The 20,761-nt window shown below is 43.2% G+C and carries 23 protein-coding genes; 14 read left to right on the forward strand and 9 right to left on the reverse strand.

What is annotated here, in order from left to right:
* Positions 1-8 precede the first annotated feature (8 nt).
* From QY309_00120 to QY309_00180, 13 genes are all read left to right on the forward strand, one after another.
* The gene (locus tag QY309_00120; GenBank protein WKZ61725.1) at positions 9-593 is read left to right on the forward strand and encodes a sigma-70 family RNA polymerase sigma factor; all 585 of its coding nucleotides are present in this window, start codon (positions 9-11) and stop codon (positions 591-593) included.
* A 3-nt stretch (positions 594-596) separates the two neighbouring features.
* Complete coding sequence (locus QY309_00125) at positions 597-860, forward strand: zf-HC2 domain-containing protein (GenBank protein ID WKZ59897.1); 264 nt, start codon at positions 597-599, stop codon at positions 858-860.
* Positions 860-1,426 carry a guanylate kinase gene (gene gmk, locus QY309_00130; GenBank protein ID WKZ59898.1) on the forward strand — a complete coding sequence of 189 codons (567 nt, stop codon included), beginning with the start codon at positions 860-862 and terminating at the stop codon, positions 1,424-1,426. The genes QY309_00125 and gmk overlap by 1 nt, the downstream gene beginning before the upstream one ends.
* A gap of 55 nt (positions 1,427-1,481) precedes the next feature.
* Positions 1,482-1,739: a DUF6364 family protein gene (locus tag QY309_00135; GenBank protein ID WKZ59899.1), complete on the forward strand. Its 258-nt coding sequence runs from the start codon at positions 1,482-1,484 to the stop codon at positions 1,737-1,739.
* Entirely contained in the window at positions 1,739-2,149 is a 411-nt protein-coding gene (locus tag QY309_00140; protein WKZ59900.1) for a PIN domain-containing protein, read from the forward strand. Before QY309_00135 ends, QY309_00140 begins: the two co-directional genes overlap by 1 nt.
* On the forward strand, positions 2,146-2,718 hold the full coding sequence (gene nadD / locus QY309_00145; protein WKZ59901.1) for a nicotinate (nicotinamide) nucleotide adenylyltransferase: 573 nt from the start codon (positions 2,146-2,148) through the stop codon (positions 2,716-2,718). The genes QY309_00140 and nadD overlap by 4 nt, the downstream gene beginning before the upstream one ends.
* Positions 2,719-2,786: 68 nt before the next feature.
* Positions 2,787-5,396, forward strand: coding sequence for a DUF5686 and carboxypeptidase regulatory-like domain-containing protein (locus QY309_00150; GenBank protein ID WKZ59902.1), 2,610 nt, complete (start codon positions 2,787-2,789; stop codon positions 5,394-5,396).
* Between the two features lie 39 nt (positions 5,397-5,435).
* Positions 5,436-6,443, forward strand: a complete 1,008-nt coding sequence (gene mnmH, locus QY309_00155; GenBank protein WKZ59903.1) for a tRNA 2-selenouridine(34) synthase MnmH — start codon at positions 5,436-5,438, stop codon at positions 6,441-6,443.
* Between the two features lie 20 nt (positions 6,444-6,463).
* A complete protein-coding gene (locus tag QY309_00160; protein WKZ59904.1) occupies positions 6,464-6,874 on the forward strand; it encodes a GxxExxY protein in 411 nt (136 codons plus the stop codon).
* A 38-nt stretch (positions 6,875-6,912) separates the two neighbouring features.
* Positions 6,913-7,947: a selenide, water dikinase SelD gene (gene selD, locus QY309_00165; protein WKZ59905.1), complete on the forward strand. Its 1,035-nt coding sequence runs from the start codon at positions 6,913-6,915 to the stop codon at positions 7,945-7,947.
* Positions 7,947-8,252: a WYL domain-containing protein gene (locus tag QY309_00170; GenBank protein ID WKZ59906.1), complete on the forward strand. Its 306-nt coding sequence runs from the start codon at positions 7,947-7,949 to the stop codon at positions 8,250-8,252. The genes selD and QY309_00170 overlap by 1 nt, the downstream gene beginning before the upstream one ends.
* Before the next feature lie 297 nt (positions 8,253-8,549).
* Entirely contained in the window at positions 8,550-9,128 is a 579-nt protein-coding gene (locus QY309_00175) for a sigma-70 family RNA polymerase sigma factor (GenBank protein ID WKZ59907.1), read from the forward strand.
* A 232-nt stretch (positions 9,129-9,360) separates the two neighbouring features.
* Positions 9,361-10,308 carry a phosphatase gene (locus QY309_00180; protein WKZ59908.1) on the forward strand — a complete coding sequence of 316 codons (948 nt, stop codon included), beginning with the start codon at positions 9,361-9,363 and terminating at the stop codon, positions 10,306-10,308.
* A 210-nt stretch (positions 10,309-10,518) separates the two neighbouring features.
* Here QY309_00180 and QY309_00185 read toward each other — a convergent pair whose 3' ends face one another.
* Complete coding sequence (locus tag QY309_00185) at positions 10,519-11,208, reverse strand: hypothetical protein (protein ID WKZ59909.1); 690 nt, start codon at positions 11,206-11,208, stop codon at positions 10,519-10,521.
* Positions 11,209-11,280: 72 nt separating this feature from the next.
* Here QY309_00185 and QY309_00190 point away from each other — a divergent pair, with 72 nt between their 5' ends.
* Complete coding sequence (locus tag QY309_00190) at positions 11,281-12,087, forward strand: glutaminyl-peptide cyclotransferase (protein WKZ59910.1); 807 nt, start codon at positions 11,281-11,283, stop codon at positions 12,085-12,087.
* 12 nt (positions 12,088-12,099) lie between these two features.
* Here QY309_00190 and QY309_00195 read toward each other — a convergent pair whose 3' ends face one another.
* From QY309_00195 to QY309_00230, 8 genes are all read right to left on the reverse strand, one after another.
* Positions 12,100-12,702: a hypothetical protein gene (locus tag QY309_00195; protein WKZ59911.1), complete on the reverse strand. Its 603-nt coding sequence runs from the start codon at positions 12,700-12,702 to the stop codon at positions 12,100-12,102.
* Positions 12,703-12,710: 8 nt separating this feature from the next.
* Positions 12,711-15,965 carry an N-6 DNA methylase gene (locus QY309_00200; GenBank protein WKZ59912.1) on the reverse strand — a complete coding sequence of 1,085 codons (3,255 nt, stop codon included), beginning with the start codon at positions 15,963-15,965 and terminating at the stop codon, positions 12,711-12,713.
* A gap of 145 nt (positions 15,966-16,110) precedes the next feature.
* Positions 16,111-17,157 carry a saccharopine dehydrogenase NADP-binding domain-containing protein gene (locus tag QY309_00205; protein WKZ59913.1) on the reverse strand — a complete coding sequence of 349 codons (1,047 nt, stop codon included), beginning with the start codon at positions 17,155-17,157 and terminating at the stop codon, positions 16,111-16,113.
* Positions 17,145-18,329: an MFS transporter gene (locus tag QY309_00210; protein WKZ59914.1), complete on the reverse strand. Its 1,185-nt coding sequence runs from the start codon at positions 18,327-18,329 to the stop codon at positions 17,145-17,147. Before QY309_00210 ends, QY309_00205 begins: the two co-directional genes overlap by 13 nt.
* 19 nt (positions 18,330-18,348) lie before the next feature.
* Entirely contained in the window at positions 18,349-18,726 is a 378-nt protein-coding gene (locus QY309_00215; protein ID WKZ59915.1) for a hypothetical protein, read from the reverse strand.
* A gap of 128 nt (positions 18,727-18,854) precedes the next feature.
* Positions 18,855-19,409, reverse strand: a complete 555-nt coding sequence (gene frr / locus QY309_00220; protein WKZ59916.1) for a ribosome recycling factor — start codon at positions 19,407-19,409, stop codon at positions 18,855-18,857.
* A gap of 31 nt (positions 19,410-19,440) precedes the next feature.
* On the reverse strand, positions 19,441-20,148 hold the full coding sequence (pyrH, locus tag QY309_00225) for a UMP kinase (protein ID WKZ59917.1): 708 nt from the start codon (positions 20,146-20,148) through the stop codon (positions 19,441-19,443).
* Positions 20,149-20,244: 96 nt separating this feature from the next.
* Positions 20,245-20,739, reverse strand: coding sequence for a biotin/lipoyl-containing protein (locus QY309_00230; protein ID WKZ59918.1), 495 nt, complete (start codon positions 20,737-20,739; stop codon positions 20,245-20,247).
* Between the last annotated feature and the right edge of the window lie 22 nt (positions 20,740-20,761).

Genomic DNA, 20,761 nt, shown 5'->3' on the forward strand with positions numbered 1-20,761 from the left:
ACGAAGAAATAGAAGACGTTCCGCGTCAACAGTATTCAGAAAAGGAGAAGGCCGAAATCTTTGATTCGGAGTTTATGCCCCACATTAACTCCATGCACAACTTTGCCTATCGCCTTACTTTTGATGAAGACGATGCCAATGATTTGGTTCAGGATACCTATTTGAAGGCATTTCGATTTATAGATTCTTTCCAGAAGGGAACTAATGCCAAAGCCTGGCTGTTCCGGATTTTAAAAAACAGTTTTATTAACGACTACCGGAAGAAGAGCAAAGAGCCGGCAAAAGTCGATTATCAGGATGTTGAAACCTACTATAATTCGGATGACGTAGACAGGCAAATCACTCCGGATTTGCGGGTGGAGTCGCTTCAGGATATGATCGGTGATGAAATTTCCAACGCCTTGAATGCATTGGATGTTGATTTCAGAACCGTGATCATTCTGGCAGACCTGGAAGAATTTAAGTACGATGAAATGGCAAAAATACTTGATATACCAATCGGCACGGTGCGAAGCCGACTTCACCGTGCGCGCAACCTGCTGAAGGAAAAATTAAGTGAGTATGCCAATAAAATGGGATATAAAAATACATAGCCTATGCCCGACTCTACAGAATCCACAACGCCCGGCAAGAAGTTAACCTGCATGGAAATGCTTCAACTGATGTTGGATGGGGATGCCACTCCCGAGCAACAGCAACAGTTTAAAGCACATTTGGATGAGTGCATGCCTTGTTACAAATCCTATAACCTGGACGTTACCTTAAAGACACTCATCCGTACCAAGTGCAACGGAAACGGTGCGAAACAAGAACTGATTGAGAAAATCAGAAATCAGATCAGTCAAAATCTATCGCATTAATGTCCGGAAAAGCAATCATTTTCAGTGCCCCATCCGGCTCCGGAAAAACAACCATCGTAAGACACTTACTGGACAACAACCCCGACCTTGGCTTTTCTATTTCAGCGTCCACGCGCGATAAGCGTGGCCGGAAGGAGGAACACGGAAAAGACTATTATTTTCTTACCCCCGAAGAATTCAAAAGAAAAATCGACAACGATGAATTCATTGAGTGGGAAGAAGTGTATGAAGGTAATTACTACGGAACGTTAAAAACAGAAATTCAACGCATTTGGGATGAAGGAAAAAACGTCATCTTTGATGTGGACGTAAAGGGAGGACTGGCGTTAAAAAAATATTTTGGAGAGAAGGCGCTTTCAATTTTTGTGAAAGTTCCTTCTATGGAAATTTTGGAACAACGCCTTCGCGGAAGAGGTACAGAATCGCACGCCAGTTTATCACAACGCCTTTTTAAGGCAAAGTTTGAAATGACCTTTGCCGATAAGTTTGATGTGGTACTGGTGAATGAAGATTTGGATAAATCGCTGGCAGAAGCGCAACGGTTATACAATACATTTAAAAGATAAAGTGATTCATTGATCTACTAGCTTAGTTTAGTAACTTTACCTACTATCTGATTTTATGACAACAAAACTGACACTTAGTGTAAATGCTAAATTGGCAGCTAAAGCCAGACGGTACGCTAAAAAGCGAGGCACAAGTGTTTCCAAACTTTTCGAAGAACACATTTCTTCAATTCAGGAAAGTACGCAAGACAAAGAAAGAAGGGTGATGTTGGAAAACCTCCGAAAACTCAAAGGTATTGCGAAAGCTGCTTCAAAAGCCGCCAATTATAAAGACATCATAGCCGATTCTCTTATTGAAAAACATTTGAAGTAATGCAAAAGGTCTTTTTGGATACCAATGTGCTGTTGGATTTTGTCTTGGACCGAAAGCCATTCTCCGATTATGCGGAAAAAATTATTGCCTCTGGATTAACACACAAGAAGCACCTGTTTGTTTCAGCATTATCTCTTGCCAATATAGCATACATCGTGAGGAAAGCTCGTAAAAACCCGGTTTCGGTGATTCAGGAGTTGATGACATGGACTGATGTGGTAAACCTCACCAAACATGAATTTCAACAGGCATTAAAGTCTGGGTTTAAAGATTTTGAAGATGCACTTCAATTTTATTGTGCTCAGCATATTCAGACTGATGTAATCGTTACACGTAACACGCGCGATTACTCCACATCATCCATTCTTGTTCAAACGCCTTTGCAATTCCTGAAATCCTTGGAAAGTTGAAAATCGGATTATTCTTCGGCTCTTTCAATCCCATACACACCGGGCACATGATCATTGCCAACATCATGGCTGAAACCACCGATTTGCAAAAAGTGTGGTTTGTGGTTACACCGCAAAATCCCTTAAAGCCCAGTAAGGGATTACTTCACGATTTCGACCGGTACGATATGGTACGTGCTGCGGTATATGAAAACTATAAGCTGGAGGTTTCGGATGTTGAATTTCATTTGCCCAAACCAAACTACACCATTCATACCTTAGTGCATCTTTCGGAAAAACATCCCGATAAGGAATTTAAGGTAATTATCGGTGAAGACAATCTGGCTAGCTTTACCAAATGGAAAAACTATGAGCGCATACTGGAGGATTACGGCTTATATGTGTACCCACGTCCAAATGTAACAAATGCTGAACTCAGGCGTCACCCCAACGTTAAACTGGTTGAAGCCCCGATGATGGATATTTCCGCAACTTTTATCCGTAACTGCATCAGAAATAACCAATCGGTGCGTTATCTTGTTCCTGATGCGGTTGAGGCGATCATCCGGGCAAAAAAGTTTTACCAGTGAAAGCAACGTTGTAATTTTTATTTGCATCTCGGTACGTATAGTACAGAGATTTTCATAGCATGACCCTCTTGAGAAAAATTTTCTACTTCCTTCTTATCTGCATGCCTGTGTTGGCTTTTGGCGGAGGTATTCGCGGCACCATTAAAGCCGATGATGGCACGGTATTGTCGTACGCCACCATTTATGTAAAACAGTTGGGTACAGGCACCACCACGAACGAAAATGGTTTCTATGAATTGAGCATGCCGCCCGGCACCTACGATCTGGTGTATCAATACCTGGGGTATGAAACTCAGGAACGGAAAGTAACCGTGGGTGAAGGTTTTGAAGTGATTAACATCACCATGAAATCGCAGGTGGTGGTGTTGCAAAACATAATTGTTACTTCAGGCAATGAAGATCCCGCCTATACCATTATGCGCAAGGCTATTGCCAAGGCCAAGTACCATACGCAACAACTGGATAGCTACACGGCACAGGTTTATATTAAAGGAAAAGGTAAACTGGTTGATTATCCGTGGTTGGCTAAAAAAGCATTGGAGAAGGAAGGGATTGAAAAGGATCGGGTTTTTATTTCTGAATCCGTAAGCGAAATCAAATACAAACGCCCGAATACTTTTGAAGAGAAGGTGATTTCCATCCGCAGTGATGGAAAAGACAACAACACGTCTCCCAACGCCTTTATTTTCGGTAGCTTTTATCAACCCGTTATTGCCGAAACGGTTTCACCTTTATCACCTGCTGCATTTGGATATTATAAGTTTGAGTACCAGGGTACATTTAAAGATCGTAGCTATGAGGTTAGCCAGATAAAAGTTACCCCGCGATCGCGTGGAGATAATGTGGTAGAGGGAACAATTTTCATTGTAGAAGATTGGTGGTCCATTCACAGCCTCGATTTAAAAACCACAAAACTGGGTGTGCGGATTGGTGTAAAACAAGTGTATACCCCGGTGGAAGACAAAGCCTGGATGCCGGTTTCGCAACAGTTTGATATTGGAGGGAGTTTCTTCGGTTTTGAGTTTGTTTACAATTACCTGGCTACGGTAAGCGATTATAAAATCGAATTGAATCCGGAACTGCAAGTTGAAGAAATGAAGGTGATCGATGAGAAAATCTTTAAAGATGAAGCTAAGGAGCTTACCCAAAAATATGATCAGAAAAACCAGCAACTTCAGGAGCGCCTCGCATCCGATAAGGAGATTACACGCAAGGAATTGCGCTCCATCATTAAAGAATATGAAAAGCAGGAGTTAAAAGAATCGAAAGAGCCGGAAGTACTTTCCAACACCACGTTTAAAATTGACAGTGGGGCATATAAGAAAGATTCTGCGTACTGGGCGCTAATTCGTCCGATACCATTAACCACAGAAGAAATAAAGGGCTACCAGAAAACGGATAGCATAGCGATTGAGGAGCGAAAGAAGGAAGAGGGTGATACTGTGAAGCGTTCAGATAAGAAGAAAAAGGGATTTCAGCCATGGGATCTGATCATAGGTGATGTCTATAAAATTTCAAAGCACTCCAATTTCGAAATCAAGTTTCCCGAGACCTGGTTTAATACCGTAGAAGGTTTTAACCTGATCTACCGGATGAATTTTGGTTCTATCCTTCAGGATACATTGAAAACACGACTGAACATTATGCCCACGCTCCGGTATTCCTTTGCGCGGGAAAAACTATTAGGTCATTTAACATTTCGCTTGCGAAATCGAAACTATCGTTTTGAAGTCCAGGGTGGACGTTATGTGAAGCAATTCAATCCCGATGAACCTATCCTTCCCGTGGTCAATACCTTCACTACGCTTTTTCTGGAGCAAAACCTGATGAAGATTTATGAACGCGATTACATCGATGTTTTGTATCGGAAAAGATTCAGTCCGAAGTTTACAGCCGAAACCAATTGGTCGTGGGCAACGCGCAGAGAACTATTTAATAATTCAAGTTATAAATTAATCGACCGCGATAAAATTGAAGACTACACACCGAATGCACCTGTAAGTGAAGAGTTGATCAACACTGGTTTTGCTGAACACAGTGTGTTGATCGGATCAGTTCATATGAGCGCCCGGCCGTGGTTAAAATATAGAATCAGAAATGGTAGACGAAATGAAATAGAAAGTTCAACCCCTACGTTGCTATTCACGTATCGGAAGGGATTTTCTGGCATACTTGATAGCGAAATTAATTTTGATCACGTGGAGTTGGGCATGAAGCACGAAGTTGCTTTTGGTGTACGCGGGCGCATGCATTTCTTTTTACGCGGGGGCGCGTTTCTGAACTCCGATAGTTTGGGATTTATGGACTACAAGCATTTCCTGGGAAATGAAACGCCATTTGTTACGACTGATCCGGTTGGTAGTTTTCGTTTGCTCGATTATTATCGGTACAGCACTGCCGATAAGTATGTGGTGGCTAACGTACATTACCAGTTCCGTAAATTTCTGGTCACAACCATTCCTGAAGTCAGGATGTTCGGCATTCGCGAAAATGTTTTTGTGAATTACCTGGCAACCCCCACATCAAAAAACTATACGGAAGTGGGGTACACCATTGATGGCATCTTACGCATTTTCAGGTTGGAAGCCGCAGCCGCTTTTCGCGATGGAAAATACCTGAGTTATGGATTCCGGGTGGGGATTGCCACAAACATTGCCCTTCGTTTTTCAGATAATTAAGCTGCACATGAAAGGTAACTTTTTTGGTACCTTTCGCGCATGATCATTTCCCTTGATGAATTTCTGAAGCTTCGTCATGAGTTGCCGACTGTTGATGTCCGGTCGGAAGGGGAGTATGCCGCAGGACATATTCCGGGTGTGATCAATATTCCGTTGCTTAATAATCATGAGCGAATTGCCGTTGGCACCGACTACAAACAAAAAGGACAGCTGGAGGCTATTAAAACCGGCTTTCGATTGATCGGCCCACGATTGAACGACATTATTGATGAGGCACTTCGCGTAGCAGATGGTCGTGAGTTGTTGGTGCATTGCTGGCGCGGGGGCATGCGCTCGGCCAATTTTTGCAGCTTCGTGCAGATGGCGGGCATTAAAACCCGATCCCTTAAGGGTGGCTACAAAACGTATCGCCAACGGGCTGTTGAATCGTTTGCCTCGCCCTTTAACCTGACGGTATTAGGTGGGGAAACGGGCAGTGGCAAAAGCGAAATTCTACGTGCATTAAAAGCAGCCGGTGAACAGGTACTTGATCTGGAAGAACTGGCAAAGCATAAGGGCTCCGTATTTGGCGGATTGAATCTGCCACCTCAACCAACCACGGAACAATTTCAAAACGAGTTATTCGAAGCAACCCTGAATCTGGATTTATCCAAGCGCATCTGGATCGAAGATGAGTCCATTGCTATAGGAAAAATATTTTTGCCGGATTCATTATGGCGCACGATGGGCCGGTCGCCTGTTGTAGAAATTGATGTTCCGAAGGATGTACGCATACAACGGTTGGTGAAAGAATACGGCAAAACCAATCCTGAACAATTTCTGGAAGCGATGAAAAAGATTACAAAAAAGCTGGGCGGGCAACATTTTAATGCAGCTGCAGAAAAACTTTCGCAAGGCGATTGGCAATCAACCATTGATATTTTGTTAACCTACTACGACAAAGCCTATCGCAATGGCCTGGAGCGAAAGCAACAACGCGTTGTTAAACGCATATCCTGGGATGGTCAGCGATTGGATGAGGTTATTAAAGATTTTTTAAACACATAGACACATAGGACACATAGTTTATGACAAAGAAATTTCTCGATGATCTGACTTATAAAATTATTGGTGCTGCCATAGAAGTACATAAGGATTTGGGTCCGGGACTTTTAGAGAGTGTTTATCAAAAGTGCCTTAAGCAGGAATTTTTCTTACGAGAATTAAAATATTCCTCCGAACTATTCGTGCCAGTTCAGTACAAAGGCATTGAAATGGATACAGAACTGCGGTGTGATTTTCTTGTTGAAGATTCAATTGTTGTGGAATTAAAGGCAGTTGATGCCTTGGCACCAGTTCACGAAGCTCAAATCCTGACCTATATGAAGTTATTGCATAAACCGAAAGGAATTCTGATTAACTTCAATTGTGCAAACTTATTTAAAGAAGGACAACGGACATTTGTAAACGAACTATTCCGAAAACTAACTGACCAATAACTATGTGCCCTATGTGCCTATGTGGTTAATAAACTTTTATGACAGAAATTAAACTCACCCAATTCTCTCATGGTTCTGGTTGCGGATGCAAAATTGCTCCGGCTACATTGGAAAAAATTCTACAATCGACAGGTGAGAAAAAGTTATTTCCACAGCTATTGGTGGGAAACGAATCAAAAGATGATGCTGCGGTGTATGAATTAAATGATGGTACCTGCATCATCAGTACTACTGATTTTTTTATGCCCATCGTGGACGATGCCTTTTCATTTGGTGCCATTGCAGCTACTAATGCTATAAGTGATGTGTACGCCATGGGCGGCATGCCAATAATGGCATTGGCGATCTTGGGTTGGCCCTTAGAAAAAATTCCGGTTGAGGTTGCCCAACAGGTGCTGGCCGGTGCACAATCCATTTGCGATCAGGCTAATATTCCGCTTGCCGGTGGGCATAGCATTGATAGTCCTGAACCGATTTTTGGATTAGCAGTAACGGGTACCGTTCTCAAGAAACATCTCAAAAAAAATAATACGGCAAAGGCAGGTGATTTACTTTACCTCACAAAACCCCTTGGAGTAGGCATCATCTCTACGGCACAAAAACGTGGATTGGCCCTACCGCAAGATGTTGAGGAAGCTGTCCGGATCATGACCACCTTAAACGCTGTTGGGGAAATGTTTGGATCGTTAGATTCTGTAACCGCTATGACCGATGTAACTGGTTTTGGTTTGATCGGACATTTACTTGAAGTGTGTGAAGGCAGTAAGCTTTCTGCGGAGATCAGCTATTCAAAAATTCCATTAATCAAAAACCTGTCAGCATATACTACAAAGATGATTTATCCGGATAACACCATGCGCAACTGGCAAAGCTTTGAGGGCAAGGTAGCGGGCATCGGATCAGAATCATTACTCACACTTTGCGACCCGCAAACCAGTGGCGGGTTACTGGTGTGTGTTGATAAAAACTTCGCAACGGAATTTGAACGTAAAACGAATGAACTTGGATTTTCAGTTCAGCCGTTCGGTGAATTGATCGATAGAATACCGACCCATATTACCATTCTCGACTGATGGAGGAGATCACGCAACAACTTTGGGAAGCTGCGGAGAAAAAACGCAAGTGCCGCATTCGGATGAGCAGAGAGCCAATTGAACGACTTATTCACCCGTATGGCATATGCCAGACTGCCGGAAATAAAATTATGTTGGTTTGCTGGCAGGAGTTAGGCTTTACCAAGGTAGGGCGCACAGCCGGTTACCGAAACCTGAAACTGGCCGATATTGAAACCATTGAAATAACGGAATTACACTTTGTAAAACGCGATGATTTCAACCCAGCGGATGGCCAGTATAAGGACTGGGTTTTTCATGTTTGAGGTAGGTTTTATTGCATAGATAGATTTGTAAAAGCCTTTCATGGCGCGGTTATGCCATCCTTGATTAACTGTTGTGCATGTGTGCCGAATAGCGGGTTCATTTCATGGCTATGATGCAGTCGGCACGGAATCACTAAATTTACTTATGGTTACCATGAGTTCGCTCCTACGGAGCTTTTTCTGGTAGATCAAATTAGATGTGGATTCCAGCAAAATATTGAGATAGATTCTTTTCACGAAAATTTTCTGCGTCTTTTTCCGGCCCCTTGCGTCTTGTTTTCGTAAAACTATGTGCACATGGAAGAACTAGCTGTAAACGCCTGGACCCAAATTCGTGAGGAATTAACCCGTTTTGTCTATAAACGGGTGAAAGACAAAGCGTTGGCAGAAGATATTGTGCATGATGTATTGCTTAAGATTTATGCAAAATCCGGTCAATTAAAAGAGTCAGATAAGATTTTAGCCTGGATTTACCAGATTACCCGCAATGCGGTGAACGACTATTTCCGCAGTCAATCCCGAACATTTGATATTCGGGAATTGGATTTTGATACAGACCCGAAAGATTTCAACGACTGCGTTGCCTTTTGCCTGAATACGTTAATCAAAACATTGCCGCAAAAATATCGCGAAGCCCTTGAGCTGACCGAACATCAGAATCTTTCACAACTGGAATTAGCGGATCGATTAAATATTTCCTATTCCGGAGCCAAATCGCGTGTTCAACGTGCGCGTGCATTGCTGAAGCAAAAGTTGCATGATCTCTACCACATTAAAACCGATGCATACGGAAATGTACTGGTATGCGAGGATAAACTTCCTTGTGGTTGCGACACATCAATTTCATTTGAAGAGAAAGTCGTGATGCCACGTTAGTGCACCACGACTTTCACTGGGTTTTAGCAGCCACAAAGACCGCCACAGCAACCGCCATCTTTTTGGATGATCACGTTTTTCATGGTTTCAACATTTTAGTGGAACATCATTTTAGGCCTCTGTGAAAGAGGTTCATATAGATGACGCGCATGTTCAGAAAAGACGCAAAAAGTTTACTTGCGTCTTTTTGTCGGGTAGTTCGTCTACAGGCTACTAATCAAACGTACAAATCATGAAAACATATTTATTCTTGCTCGTATTGCATGTGGTTACACTTACGGGATATACGCAGTCTTCCGAAATAAAAAACCTTACACTCGCCCGCGGGCACTATCAGCAATTGCAGCAGTTCAATCCTGCACCTGCACAAAAAGATGCTGAAATGGATAAACAAAAATTTCCATTTGATGCACAGGCGGCAGAAAAGCGCCTGAGTTTAAAGCCATATTATCTTAAGGATGACATTAAGTTTCACATTCCCGACCCTCCGGCAAATAGTTCACCGCAAACACGGGCTGAACTGAATTACCTGTTAAGCCTTCAAAATCAACGAACTCTTGAGCAGGAGCGGGCATCTCTTTATGTAGCCGGTGTGTATTACAACCCGCGCGTTACGCCTGCAGACTCAACCTATTCGATGTATCGTAAAAACTTATTTCACATTGGCCGATCCATTGGTACATGGTTTACGCCTGAGGCATTACCCATAACAGCCGATTTCATGGCGCATGTTTGGCAGGATGCCAGTTACTACATCTGGAAGTATAAGTATCAGTTTTTGCGTGTGCGTCCGTATGTGTTGGAGCCGGAATTGCAGAACCTGGAAGAAACCAACTGGGCGGCCTACCCGAGTGGTCACGCTGCGAATTCATACGTTAATGCGTATGTGTACAGTGAGCTGGCCCCTCACTTTGCCGATGTCTTCTTAAAAGATGCGTACGATATGGCGCACTCGCGTGAAATAATCGGAGTGCATTATCCCAGCGACTCTGAAGCATCACGGGTATTAGCGCGCCAGCTTGTAAATGAACTGTTTAAAAATGAAAAATTCCTTAAGGATTTTGAATCTGTTAAGCAGGAGTGGGCCGCTCACGCAAAGGAAACATTTGAAAAACCTGCACAATCAAAACAGAAACCTGCGGCAAAGAAGGAGGGATGTGCAAAAACGTGTGAGCAGTGAAATAACCATTTGTGAGTATCCGTAAGAGTCCTAAACTAATAAGTTAACGTCATTGCGAGGGAGGTACGACCGAAGCAATCTCATTTTTTAATTTAAAATTGGGATTGCTTCGCTACCCGCTCGCAATGACGGGGTATTTAGGGCTTGAAGCGGATACTCATATAACCATTTTTGATTGAAGGGCATCTCTAAAACGATATGCCCTTTTGTTTATTTCCTGTTGACTAATAACGTATAACCGGCAAGCTTTCCGTTCTTATCGTACGACTCACTTTTTACCATGCCCACTTTTTCGGCAATCCATTCGGTGCCCGAAAAGTTCAAGCTCATGTTAATGCCCATTTGCATTTGTGTGTTCGACTTGCTTGAGATTTTATAACAGTCGAATGTGCCTGCGGGGGTGGTGATGCTTTCTTTGGCTTCCACTTTACGGTCAGTAATGTTCACCGTAATTTTCATGGGCACCGGGCTGCCTACAGCCGATAAGGTAACGGATCCATTTTTAAGGGTTTGTCCTACAGAAAGCTTTGATGGCAATTCCAGGTTTTCGCTTTCGATCTTCATTTCATAAGAAGAAAAGGCTTTTTGCTGTTCTTCCGGAATGAATTTGCGCATGTCCATAATAAATGTGCCGTTGTCGCAAATCAGTTCCAGTTCGCCTTCGGTAACTTTTTTACCTTTCTCGTTCCATAAGGTAGAGGCTACCGTGGCCTTATAACCGGTTGCGGTCTTATCGAATGCGGTTACTTTCTGTTCATTTTTGCCGGAGGGTTTGCCTTTCGGATTATAATTTTCATAAGTCCAGGCCGTTCCTTCATCAATTACGTAAAACGAATTGCACTGGGCAAAAGCAAATGAGGTGCAGAAAAGGGCAAATAACAGAATAGCGGTCTTTTTCATAAGGTTTGGTTTGTTGAATTGATTAAAATTGTATAAGCTAAGCGCTGAATTTTGTAACATTAAAGGTAATCCATGCAAGTAAAGTCTCCAATCGGTTTTGTGTTAAATGTAGTGTCGATAATGATGCTTGTTCTGAGTATGATAGCCTGTTCATCCAACAAGGAATCAACCAATGAAACAAAGAATACTATTCCCTATGTGATTTATAAAATTTTCCCACATGATATAGAGGCTTTTACACAAGGCCTGGTGGTGGCAAACGGAAAATTAATTGAGGGTACCGGTCAACACGGAACATCCTGGATTGCCGAAGTGGATATTGCCTCGGGCCAGCAAAACAAAAAGGTAATTCTGGATAAGGAGTATTTTGGCGAAGGCGTTACCGTGTTGAACAACAAAGTATATCAACTTACCTGGAAAAATAAGGTGGGATTTATCTACGATTTTAAAACGTACGAGAAGCTTGGCGAATTTTCGTACGATAGCGAAGGATGGGGCATCACGCATGACAATATAAACCTGATCATGAGCGATGGCAGCGACAAGTTGTACTACCTGGATACGCTTACATTAAAGCCGGTCAGAACTGTTTCCGTTACCGAAGATGGTAAACCCGTAAAGAACCTGAACGAGTTGGAATACATTGAAGGATACCTGTACGCCAACCTGTGGCAAACCAATTACATTGTGCGCATTGATCCGGCCAACGGTAACGTGTTGGGTCGGCTCGATCTAACCAAAGTGGCAGAAGCGGTGTACCCAGGCAACCCCAATGCGGATGTACTGAACGGCATTGCCTATGAACCAAGAAGCAAAATGGTGCTGATCACCGGAAAACTCTGGCCGGCTATGGTGGCGATAAAGTTTAGTGAGAACTGATGACTTTCTCAACTAAAGAGGTTGCAGGTTGTCGATAAAATACACGGGCTGATCATACCGAAGCTCAAAAACAGTTTTTACCGGAGGCCCCAAGGCTTTAAACAAAGCTTCTTCAATAGCGCTTATCGGTTTGTTTTGCCAGTGAAGTTCAATGTACCCATCAAGCGTGTGGGCATTATCAGCCAGGTAAATCATTCGATTGCCGCCAAACGCGCGTGCAAGTTTTATCCACACTTCACGCCAGCGTTTAAAATGAGCGAGATTTTCTGGTTCCGATAGTACATCAAAGATGTGATACCGATAAGGAGTTCCAAGCTCAAGGGTGTGTTGGCAAAACCGTGCATCAAGAAACCTGTAGTTGGTTACAAAATCAAAACCAATCCAATCGTTGGGCGGATCTTCAAAAGCATATTCATCCACTCGCCAGGCTACCGGATTTTTGGAAATGTGTTCAAAGGGTTCATTGCGATTTTTTACAGATTCAATATGAGTTTTGTAAATCAGATCTGTATCCAACTCAAGCCTGTTTAGAATGTTCAGCAATTGCTGATATTGCTTTTCCGGATTGTGGAAATTCATTTCATGATTGGCAATGACAATCAGATCGGTTCCCATTTTCAACTTTAGTCGATAACCGATTTTTCTACACCAGGAAAGAGTTTGTCGAGGGCAGTTTGAAGGGAGATGGTTTCGTTGAGTGCGGTGGCAATTTTACAGTAATGTCCCGGGTCATCCATAAGCCTGCCTTTTCGGTCTTTCAGATACTTCTCCATTACCTGATACCCGCCAATGTGATAATTCCAGATTTCTGAGGGAATACCCTCAAAATAGTTTTTGCTGTTGATGAACACCACTTTCCGTTCGGCATCGTATTTGGGCTTTTCAACCCTGTCATCGCCTTTGCCTTTGTACTTGGCTATGGGTTTGTTCAGGGCTTTGTGTTTGAGCAAATGCAGTTGCGTAAGCTCTTCGCCTACGGCCGCTACTTTTAAAAAAAGTTTGTAATCGGTGGTGAAGGGTATGCGCGGGAAATCAATGCGCAAAAACTCTGCATATTTCTCCCGGTACGTGTTGCTGTACAAAATGCCGTAGCAGTAGTGAAGAATATGCTCGGGCGTTAACTCGCTGCTTTGAAATTTCTTTTTGTAGGCCTTCTCCAGCTTTTCAATAATGTCTTTGCTGATGTTGGGTGTGCGCCCTTTGCTATCGTAAGCCACTTCGGGCTCGAATAACATCATGGTTTGGGTTTTGCGTCTTCCCTCGTTGATATTGTAGAGATATAGAGGGAAAAGAGAATTGATATCGTAAGCGCTTACAGTTTTATGACCAATAATATTTTCTGTAATAAAAGCCCCCGCCTCCTCTTTAAATTGCCGGGGAAGAATTATACCGATATTTGCTTTAAGCATATGTTGCATTAAATCAGTTATCGGTCTTTCAATAACCCATTTGGAGTAGAAAATAAAACGATTGTCAAATGGCCTGTATGTTATTTCTTGGAACATTTCACTCCAATCCTTTTCTTCGGCAAGGGCCTTCCTAAATTGATTCATTTTGAAAGTTGATGTGTCTTTTAAAGAGTAGGCCTCTCGTATAAAATAGTCATCAAATTTTAAATCTCTAAACTGTCGAATCCTGGCTTCTAGTTGCTTGATATTGAAATCAATAGCGAAGTGATCTCGCGCTGTTACAATTCCAACATTATTAACAGGGAAAAGATCATTTACTTTTGGCCATTCATTATAATGCTCAATAGCCTCTGTATCCCTTTTTATAAAAAAATACCACGGTGATGTTGGTTTTAATGGCTCATAATCTTTCTTCTTAAAGGGTTGGTCCCCCAGCCAATTATACTTTAATTCACGTTCACCAAACATATCGCGGTGAACAATTTTGCATCCTTTGACATTTTTCTTTTTTACCATTAAAGCAATGGCTGTGCCTTGACGTATGTCAAACACATTCTCATCTATACTGCCATCAGGGGCCGTTTCTTTTTTCAGGCTGTTGCCGTGTAGGTCAATGATATAAATTTCATTAAACGTGTTCATCAAACTCTGGCGCATGCCTCGGAAAGTAGGATTATCCAAATAGCTGTGGTTGGTAATCATGCCTACAATACCTTGCCCAGCTTTATGAATCTTCCATTGTGAGAATCTTAAGAATTTTACATAGTCATCGTTTAGCCAAACTTTCTTTTCCCCGAGCGGTTTACCATCTAGAAAGTAATATTCTTGTAAAAGTTCGCCAATAAAAGTTTTTTGAGTAATCTCCACTCGATCTTCATGCTTTTTCGTCTTCTTAACGTTAGCGTAAATGGGAACTATTGAATTGATTCCGTTGTCCCATCTATAATCTTTTACATATGAATCTCCTATTTTGAAAGTTTTCTTTTCTTCTGATTTATTTAATGAAATACCGCTGTAAGGAGGATTTCCTAAAATGACAAGAATCGGTTCTGTTTTTTTAATGATGTTTGCACTATGACTTTCTTCACTCAAACTCTCCAAACCTGGAATTTCCGTTGATGCAAGATCCTCCATGTCGAGCGTGTTAGTAAGGTAAAGCTTGAAGCGGTCTGTCTCCTTCATGCGGTAGCCTAACTCTTCCATTAAAAAGCTCATTTTAATATGCCCAATGGCGTAGGGCGCCATCATCAACTCAAAGGCATGGTAATTTTTAAGTATGTGATTTTGAAAAAACTGGTTGAGGCCGCCATCGCCATACTTACCCGTAAATTCTTTCACGGCTAACTTGATGGCTTCGGCAGGAAAGGTGAGCGTGCCCGCAGCAGGATCGAGCAGCGTTACCTCTTTGCCGGCTAAGCCATCTTGTATATCAAAATGTGTTTTCAGTAAGTCATGGATGGCACGCACAATGTATTTCACTACGGGTTCGGGCGTGTAGTATACACCTCGTTTTTCGCGTGTAGCGGGATCGTAAATGTTCAAAAACGTTTCGTAGAAGTGAACAATCGGATCTTCACCCTTGCCCTTTCGGTAGTACTCGTGCAAAATATTATTTACATCGGCAGCCTGTAGCACTTCGGCAATGTCATCAATAATCACCTCCATTTGCAAGGGCAACTTGCCCAATGAAATAAACTGGAATACATCGCGCAGTATGCCAATGGTTGGCGGTATGAGGTCAAAGGCCAGCCTGCGGCTAAACGCACCGTTGGCGCGTGTACGGGCAGCAAACAACCCATAGGTAATGGTTTGCGCGTAGATGTCGGCAAAGCCTTCTTCTTTTAAATCGGCAATCAGGTATTTTTTAAAGGCCTGGTAAAATCCATAAATGGGACCTTTGCCTTTTTCTTCCTCTTCGAGTTCGCGGGCAATTACTTCATCGCGCAAAAAGCGGGTACGCTTGGCCAGTTCTTCGGCCAGGTTAGAAGCGGTAAAAACTTTTGGTAACGAAAACGCAAAGTATTTTTGAAGCAGCGCATTAAACTTCTCTTCGTTTTCAACGGGTGGAAGTGTTTTTAACTTTTTTGCAATGAAAGGTCGCGCAATAAATGTTTTGTCTATTAGCTGTCCGTTTCGGTATAGTCTGAACTCATAAAAGTTGGTGAGAATGAGGTTCGGGAAAACAGACCGATACCGCTTGAGTTGTTCTGAGTTTTCAATTACATCCAGATTTTCGTCTGGCTTTTTGGCTTCAATGTAGCCTACAATCTGTTGCTTACCATCCCAAATCCTGAAGTCTGGGTTACCGGCTTCTGTTTTCTTAGGCAGTGTGGTAATCTGAACTTTTGTTTTGCCTATGCTTTCGGTAAAGTCTTCCAGAAAGGAAGAAAGGTGTGCGTAGTAGCTCTCTTCACGAGCATCGCCCTGAGCGGTGGTATCCGCAATTTTTTTAAGATAGTCGTTTACCATGCGTTTAAAAAATATCCCGGGACCTCGCCATGGCAGAGAGCCCCGGGGGGCGTTCGTTAGAACATTACAATTATACTCAAAAAAACATGACAAGTTTTGTCACTTTCAGGTCTTTATCTCCTTTGGTCGCCACAGACCAAGAACGTCACCACCTTTTTGATCCGTCAATCTCCATAATCAAATTTTCTCCATATGCCATCGCTGGCGTTTGATAACCTGCTTTGAAATTTCCATGCAGGATTTTTTCTGCAATCAGCACGCTTGTTTTAGCAGTTAGCCAGTAACCACTTATGGTCTCCAATCGTGCTTCAACGTGCTGCCCACTTGCATTTGTTACTTTTCCCCACAGGTAACTTTTTCCCGTAAGCAATTTTTCTTCCGATGGTCCGCCCGGTTTTTTGTCGATTTGCTTTAACATGAATTTTTTTACGAACGTCATCCGTAACAACCAGTTGAGGTAGCGACTTCTGCGTGCGTTGGCAATCATGCTGTCGGTGGCGCCTGTGTATACTTCAATATTGTCAATGCCTGTGCTGCGCCACGCAGTGGATATGTCTCCCCAAGGTATACACAACGTTTTCATTTTGAATTCACCGAAATCAACCGTCATCACCTTGTCACCCAACGGAAGCGGAACGAGTTTTCCGTTTTCACGGATCATGCCGCCATAACCCAGGCCCTCGGTCATGCTTTTCTTGGTGCCTCGCGAAAGCCCGCCTTTCGACATGGTGAAAGCAAGTTGAAGGTGTGTGGCATCAGGCAATTTATTTTTCAGGTGCAGTGCCAGGCAATCAGATGGAACAACATCAAAGCCGGCTCCGGGTATTACGGTAAGTCCGGCTTGTTTGGCTTTGGCATCATAGCCAGCCAGTAATTCAAAAACGCCATATTCACCGGTGATGTCGGTGTAATGTGTGTTGGCTTCAAGGCAGGCATCAATCATTTTTTTTGCCGTGTGCCTGAATGGTCCGCCACAGTGAATCACCACCTTGCCTTCTTTCAACAGGCTAACCAACCCGGCACGATCATCCATATCAACAGTTTTGTATGGGTAGCCGCTCTGTTCACTTTGTTTTTTGAGGGCTTGTTCATTTCGGCCGGATAGAATTACAGAGAGATTTTTTCGCTTACATTCTTCTACCACCAGCTTACCGGTGTAACCATACGAGCCGTACACAATTATTTTTTCCATGCGATGTTTTTAAACGAGTAAAGTGAAACAAGCCCCAGAAGTGGCCCTGGAGCCAATAAAAGTAGTAAGTACTGGGGAGAAATGTGTTGCTGAAGCACATTCAATAGTTGAATACTTACAATGGTGATGGCAAAGCCAATACACGTAGTAATCGTAATGGCCGAACCACGGATATGGGCTGGTGCATGAAAGGCCACCAGCGCAGAAAACTGAGGCGAATCGGCAACCACCATAAATCCCCAGAAGATCATGAAGGCAAGAAACGTGTATTCATTTGAATGAAACATGAATGAGGAAATGAGGCAACACAAGGCCGAGGAGGCAAGTGCAATGCCTGCGATGGGTTTGCTGCCAAGTTTCAACGAGAGTTTTCCGCCAATCACGCAGCCTAAAAATCCGGATGCAATAATCAGAAACGACCAAAGCGGTAACGAAAAATCAGAATGACTTATGTTTTGGTATGAAAGAAGAATCACCGGAATAAATGCCCAAAATGCGTAGAGCTCCCACATGTGCCCAAAGTAACCGAATGCCGGTGCCTTAAAAGCTGCTGAGCGAAACACATCGCGAACATCAGCAAATGAAAAACGTTGTGCGGGTTTTCTGTACGGCCCATCTTTTACCAGCACAAACATGGCTAATCCGCCAATTGAAGCAAGTAGTGAAACTGCGATAATAAGTTGAGCAGGTTCAATAAAACCCGGAATCAGTTTAAGTACATGAGGAAAAGATGTTCCCAGCACCAGTGCGCCAACAAGCGCACCCAGCCAATGACCAAGACCTTCCTGTTTCCAGTCGGACGCGATTTTCATCCCCACCGGATAAGCACCTGCGAGAAAAAAACCGGTTGCGAATCGGGTAAAAAGTGTGAGGTTAAGTGATGCAGCATCCACAAGACTTAATGCATTGAAAGCTGCGGCAACCAGACTGCATAAAAAGAAAACAGAAGACGGAGCAAACCGATCAGAAAATCCGAAAACTGAAAACGTGAGCGTTCCAACAATGAAGCCGAGTTGGACCAGTGAAGTTACATAGCCAATTGATTCGACCGGCCAGTTATGTGCGGCTTGTGCCTGTGGTAAAATGGCGTTTACAGCAAACCAAAGTGAGGTACAACAAAACTGACTGGCAACAATGGTGTAGAAAATACGGGTTGGTGGTTGGCCGGTCATGAAACAGAGACATCACGCGTTACTGTTGCTGAACTTCAACGCGTGTTACAAAATACTTGGTATCGCCTCGCCACGGAAAGCGCATGTAACGTTTTACAAAATGCAGGTTTACGCGCTCACCTTTCAAAGCAACTGCTTCCAGGGCTTTTATGGTTTCTGTCTCACTTTTTTCAACGGAGAAGTCGCGTGTTTCGGCAATAGGACTCGTACCCTTTAATGCACCGAACGACTCCATGGAGAGTTTTCCTTCATGGGTTTTAAATACAATTCCTTTTTGCGAAATGCTCAGCACTTTCCCTGCCCACACGCCACGCTCATACACGCCCCAATAGAAAAATGATAAAATTCCAATGCCGATTACAAGGGCAAACAGGAAGAGTCGTTTCACGAATTTCATAGTGGTTTGTTTTACTTTCTGCCCGAAGGTTGGGTTTTCCATAATGCCAAGGTTGTTCTTTCGAAGGTAAACATTCTGAAAACAAAAAAGTCGGGGTAGGCCCGACTTTTTATTATGTTTTGTAAGGTTTACACCGTCATGATCTCCGCTTCTTTCTTTTTCATCAGCGCGTCAATCTTGCTGATGAACTCATCCGTTAGTTTTTGAACGGTGGCTTCAGCATCTTTAATATCATCTTCTGAGGCACCTTTGATTTTTTTCAGGTGTTCGTTGGTGTCCTTACGGATGTTGCGCACACTCACACGGCCGTGCTCACACTCCTGTCCTACCTGCTTTACCAGTTGCTTGCGTCTTTCTTCGGTAAGCATGGGAATGTTCACAATCACCTGCTGACCATCATTCTGCGGATTCAAACCCAGGTTGGCATCGCGTATCGACTTTTCAATTTCCTGGATCATATTTTTTTCCCACGGCTTGATGAAAATGGTGCGTGCATCGGGCGTGGTAAGAGAAGATACCTGATTGAGCGGAGTCGGGTTTCCGTAGTAGGAAACCTGAATGCCATCCAACATGGATGGATTGGCTTTACCTGCCCTGATTTTGGTTAACTCATGCCCAACATGGTTGAGAGCTTTGGTCATGTGTTCTTTGGCGTCTTCGAGGTATAGTTCAATTTCTTCCATAGTAAACGTAACAGTTCGGTTCAACAATAAATTAACTGATTAGTGTACCGGCTTCTTCGCCTTGCGCAACTTTTAACAGATTGCCCTTTTTATTCATATCGAAAACAATAATCGGAAGTTTGTTTTCCATACACAATGTAAAGGCCGTCATATCCATAATGTTCAGGTTTTTTTCGTAGGCTTCCTGAAACGAAAGGGATGTATACCGAACGGCATCTTTAAATTTTTCAGGATCTTTATCGTACACACCATCTACACGTGTGCCCTTCAGCACCACATCGGCCTGAACTTCAATGGCACGAAGGCTGGCAGTGGAGTCAGTAGTGAAGTAGGGGTTACCAATACCGGCCCCAAAAATAACGATCCGTCCCTTTTCGAGGTGACGGATCGCTCTGCGTCTGATAAACGGTTCACAAACCTGTTCCATTTTCATACCGGACATCAGTCGGGTATACAAGCCGTGACGTTCCAGTGCGCTTTGCAAGGCCATGGCGTTGATTACGGTGGCCAGCATGCCCATATAATCGCCTTGTACCCGGTCGATGCCGAGTGCTTCGGCCTGACCGCCACGGAAGATGTTGCCACCCCCGATCACGATAGCCAGCTCTACACCGGCTGCTTTAAGTTCTTTAATTTCTTCTGAATATTGTTCGAGCACAGCCGGATCAATATTTACATTCTTGTTTGATCCCTGCAGGGCTTCACCGCTGAGTTTGAGCAGAATTCGTTTGTATTTCATGCAACGCCAATAAAAATCCCGTAAATATAAGGGCTATCGCCAAGAAGTTATAATGCCGGAGAAATACTTGTCGGGGCTGACAGCGGTTAATGGAATTTAAAATTCAATCAGCACCTGATTCTTTTCTACGCTATCTCCCTTTTTGATTTTGATGGTTTTCACTTCCCCGTCTCCGGGCGACTTCAATATGTTCTCCATCTTCATGGCCTCGAGGATCAGCAACGGATCGCCTTGTTTTACCACATCACCTGTTTTCACTTTCAGGTCGATGATCAGGCCCGGCATGGGTGCCTTGATGGAATTGACTTTGCTACTGGCTGCCTGGCTCATGCCTAGCTTTTCGAGGAGCAAATCAAATTTATCTTTTACCGAAACGGTGTAGTGCCTACCGTTGATTTTCCACGTAAACGTTTTGGTGGGTGCATCGGCCTTTACCAGTTCAGCTTTATAGCTTTTGTGGTTGTGGATGATGTGAAAATATCCGTCACGAAGTTGTGCAACATCCCAGGCAAGCGCCTCGCCATTTACCGTAATGGTTTCTCCTTCCGGATTGATTTCAAATGTCTTGTTGTTTACAATAGCCTGAAACATGCTCAAAAGTAGACTTTAGAAT

Source organism: Cyclobacteriaceae bacterium (assembly GCA_030584025.1).
Taxonomy (GTDB): Bacteria; Bacteroidota; Bacteroidia; order Cytophagales; family Cyclobacteriaceae; genus UBA2336.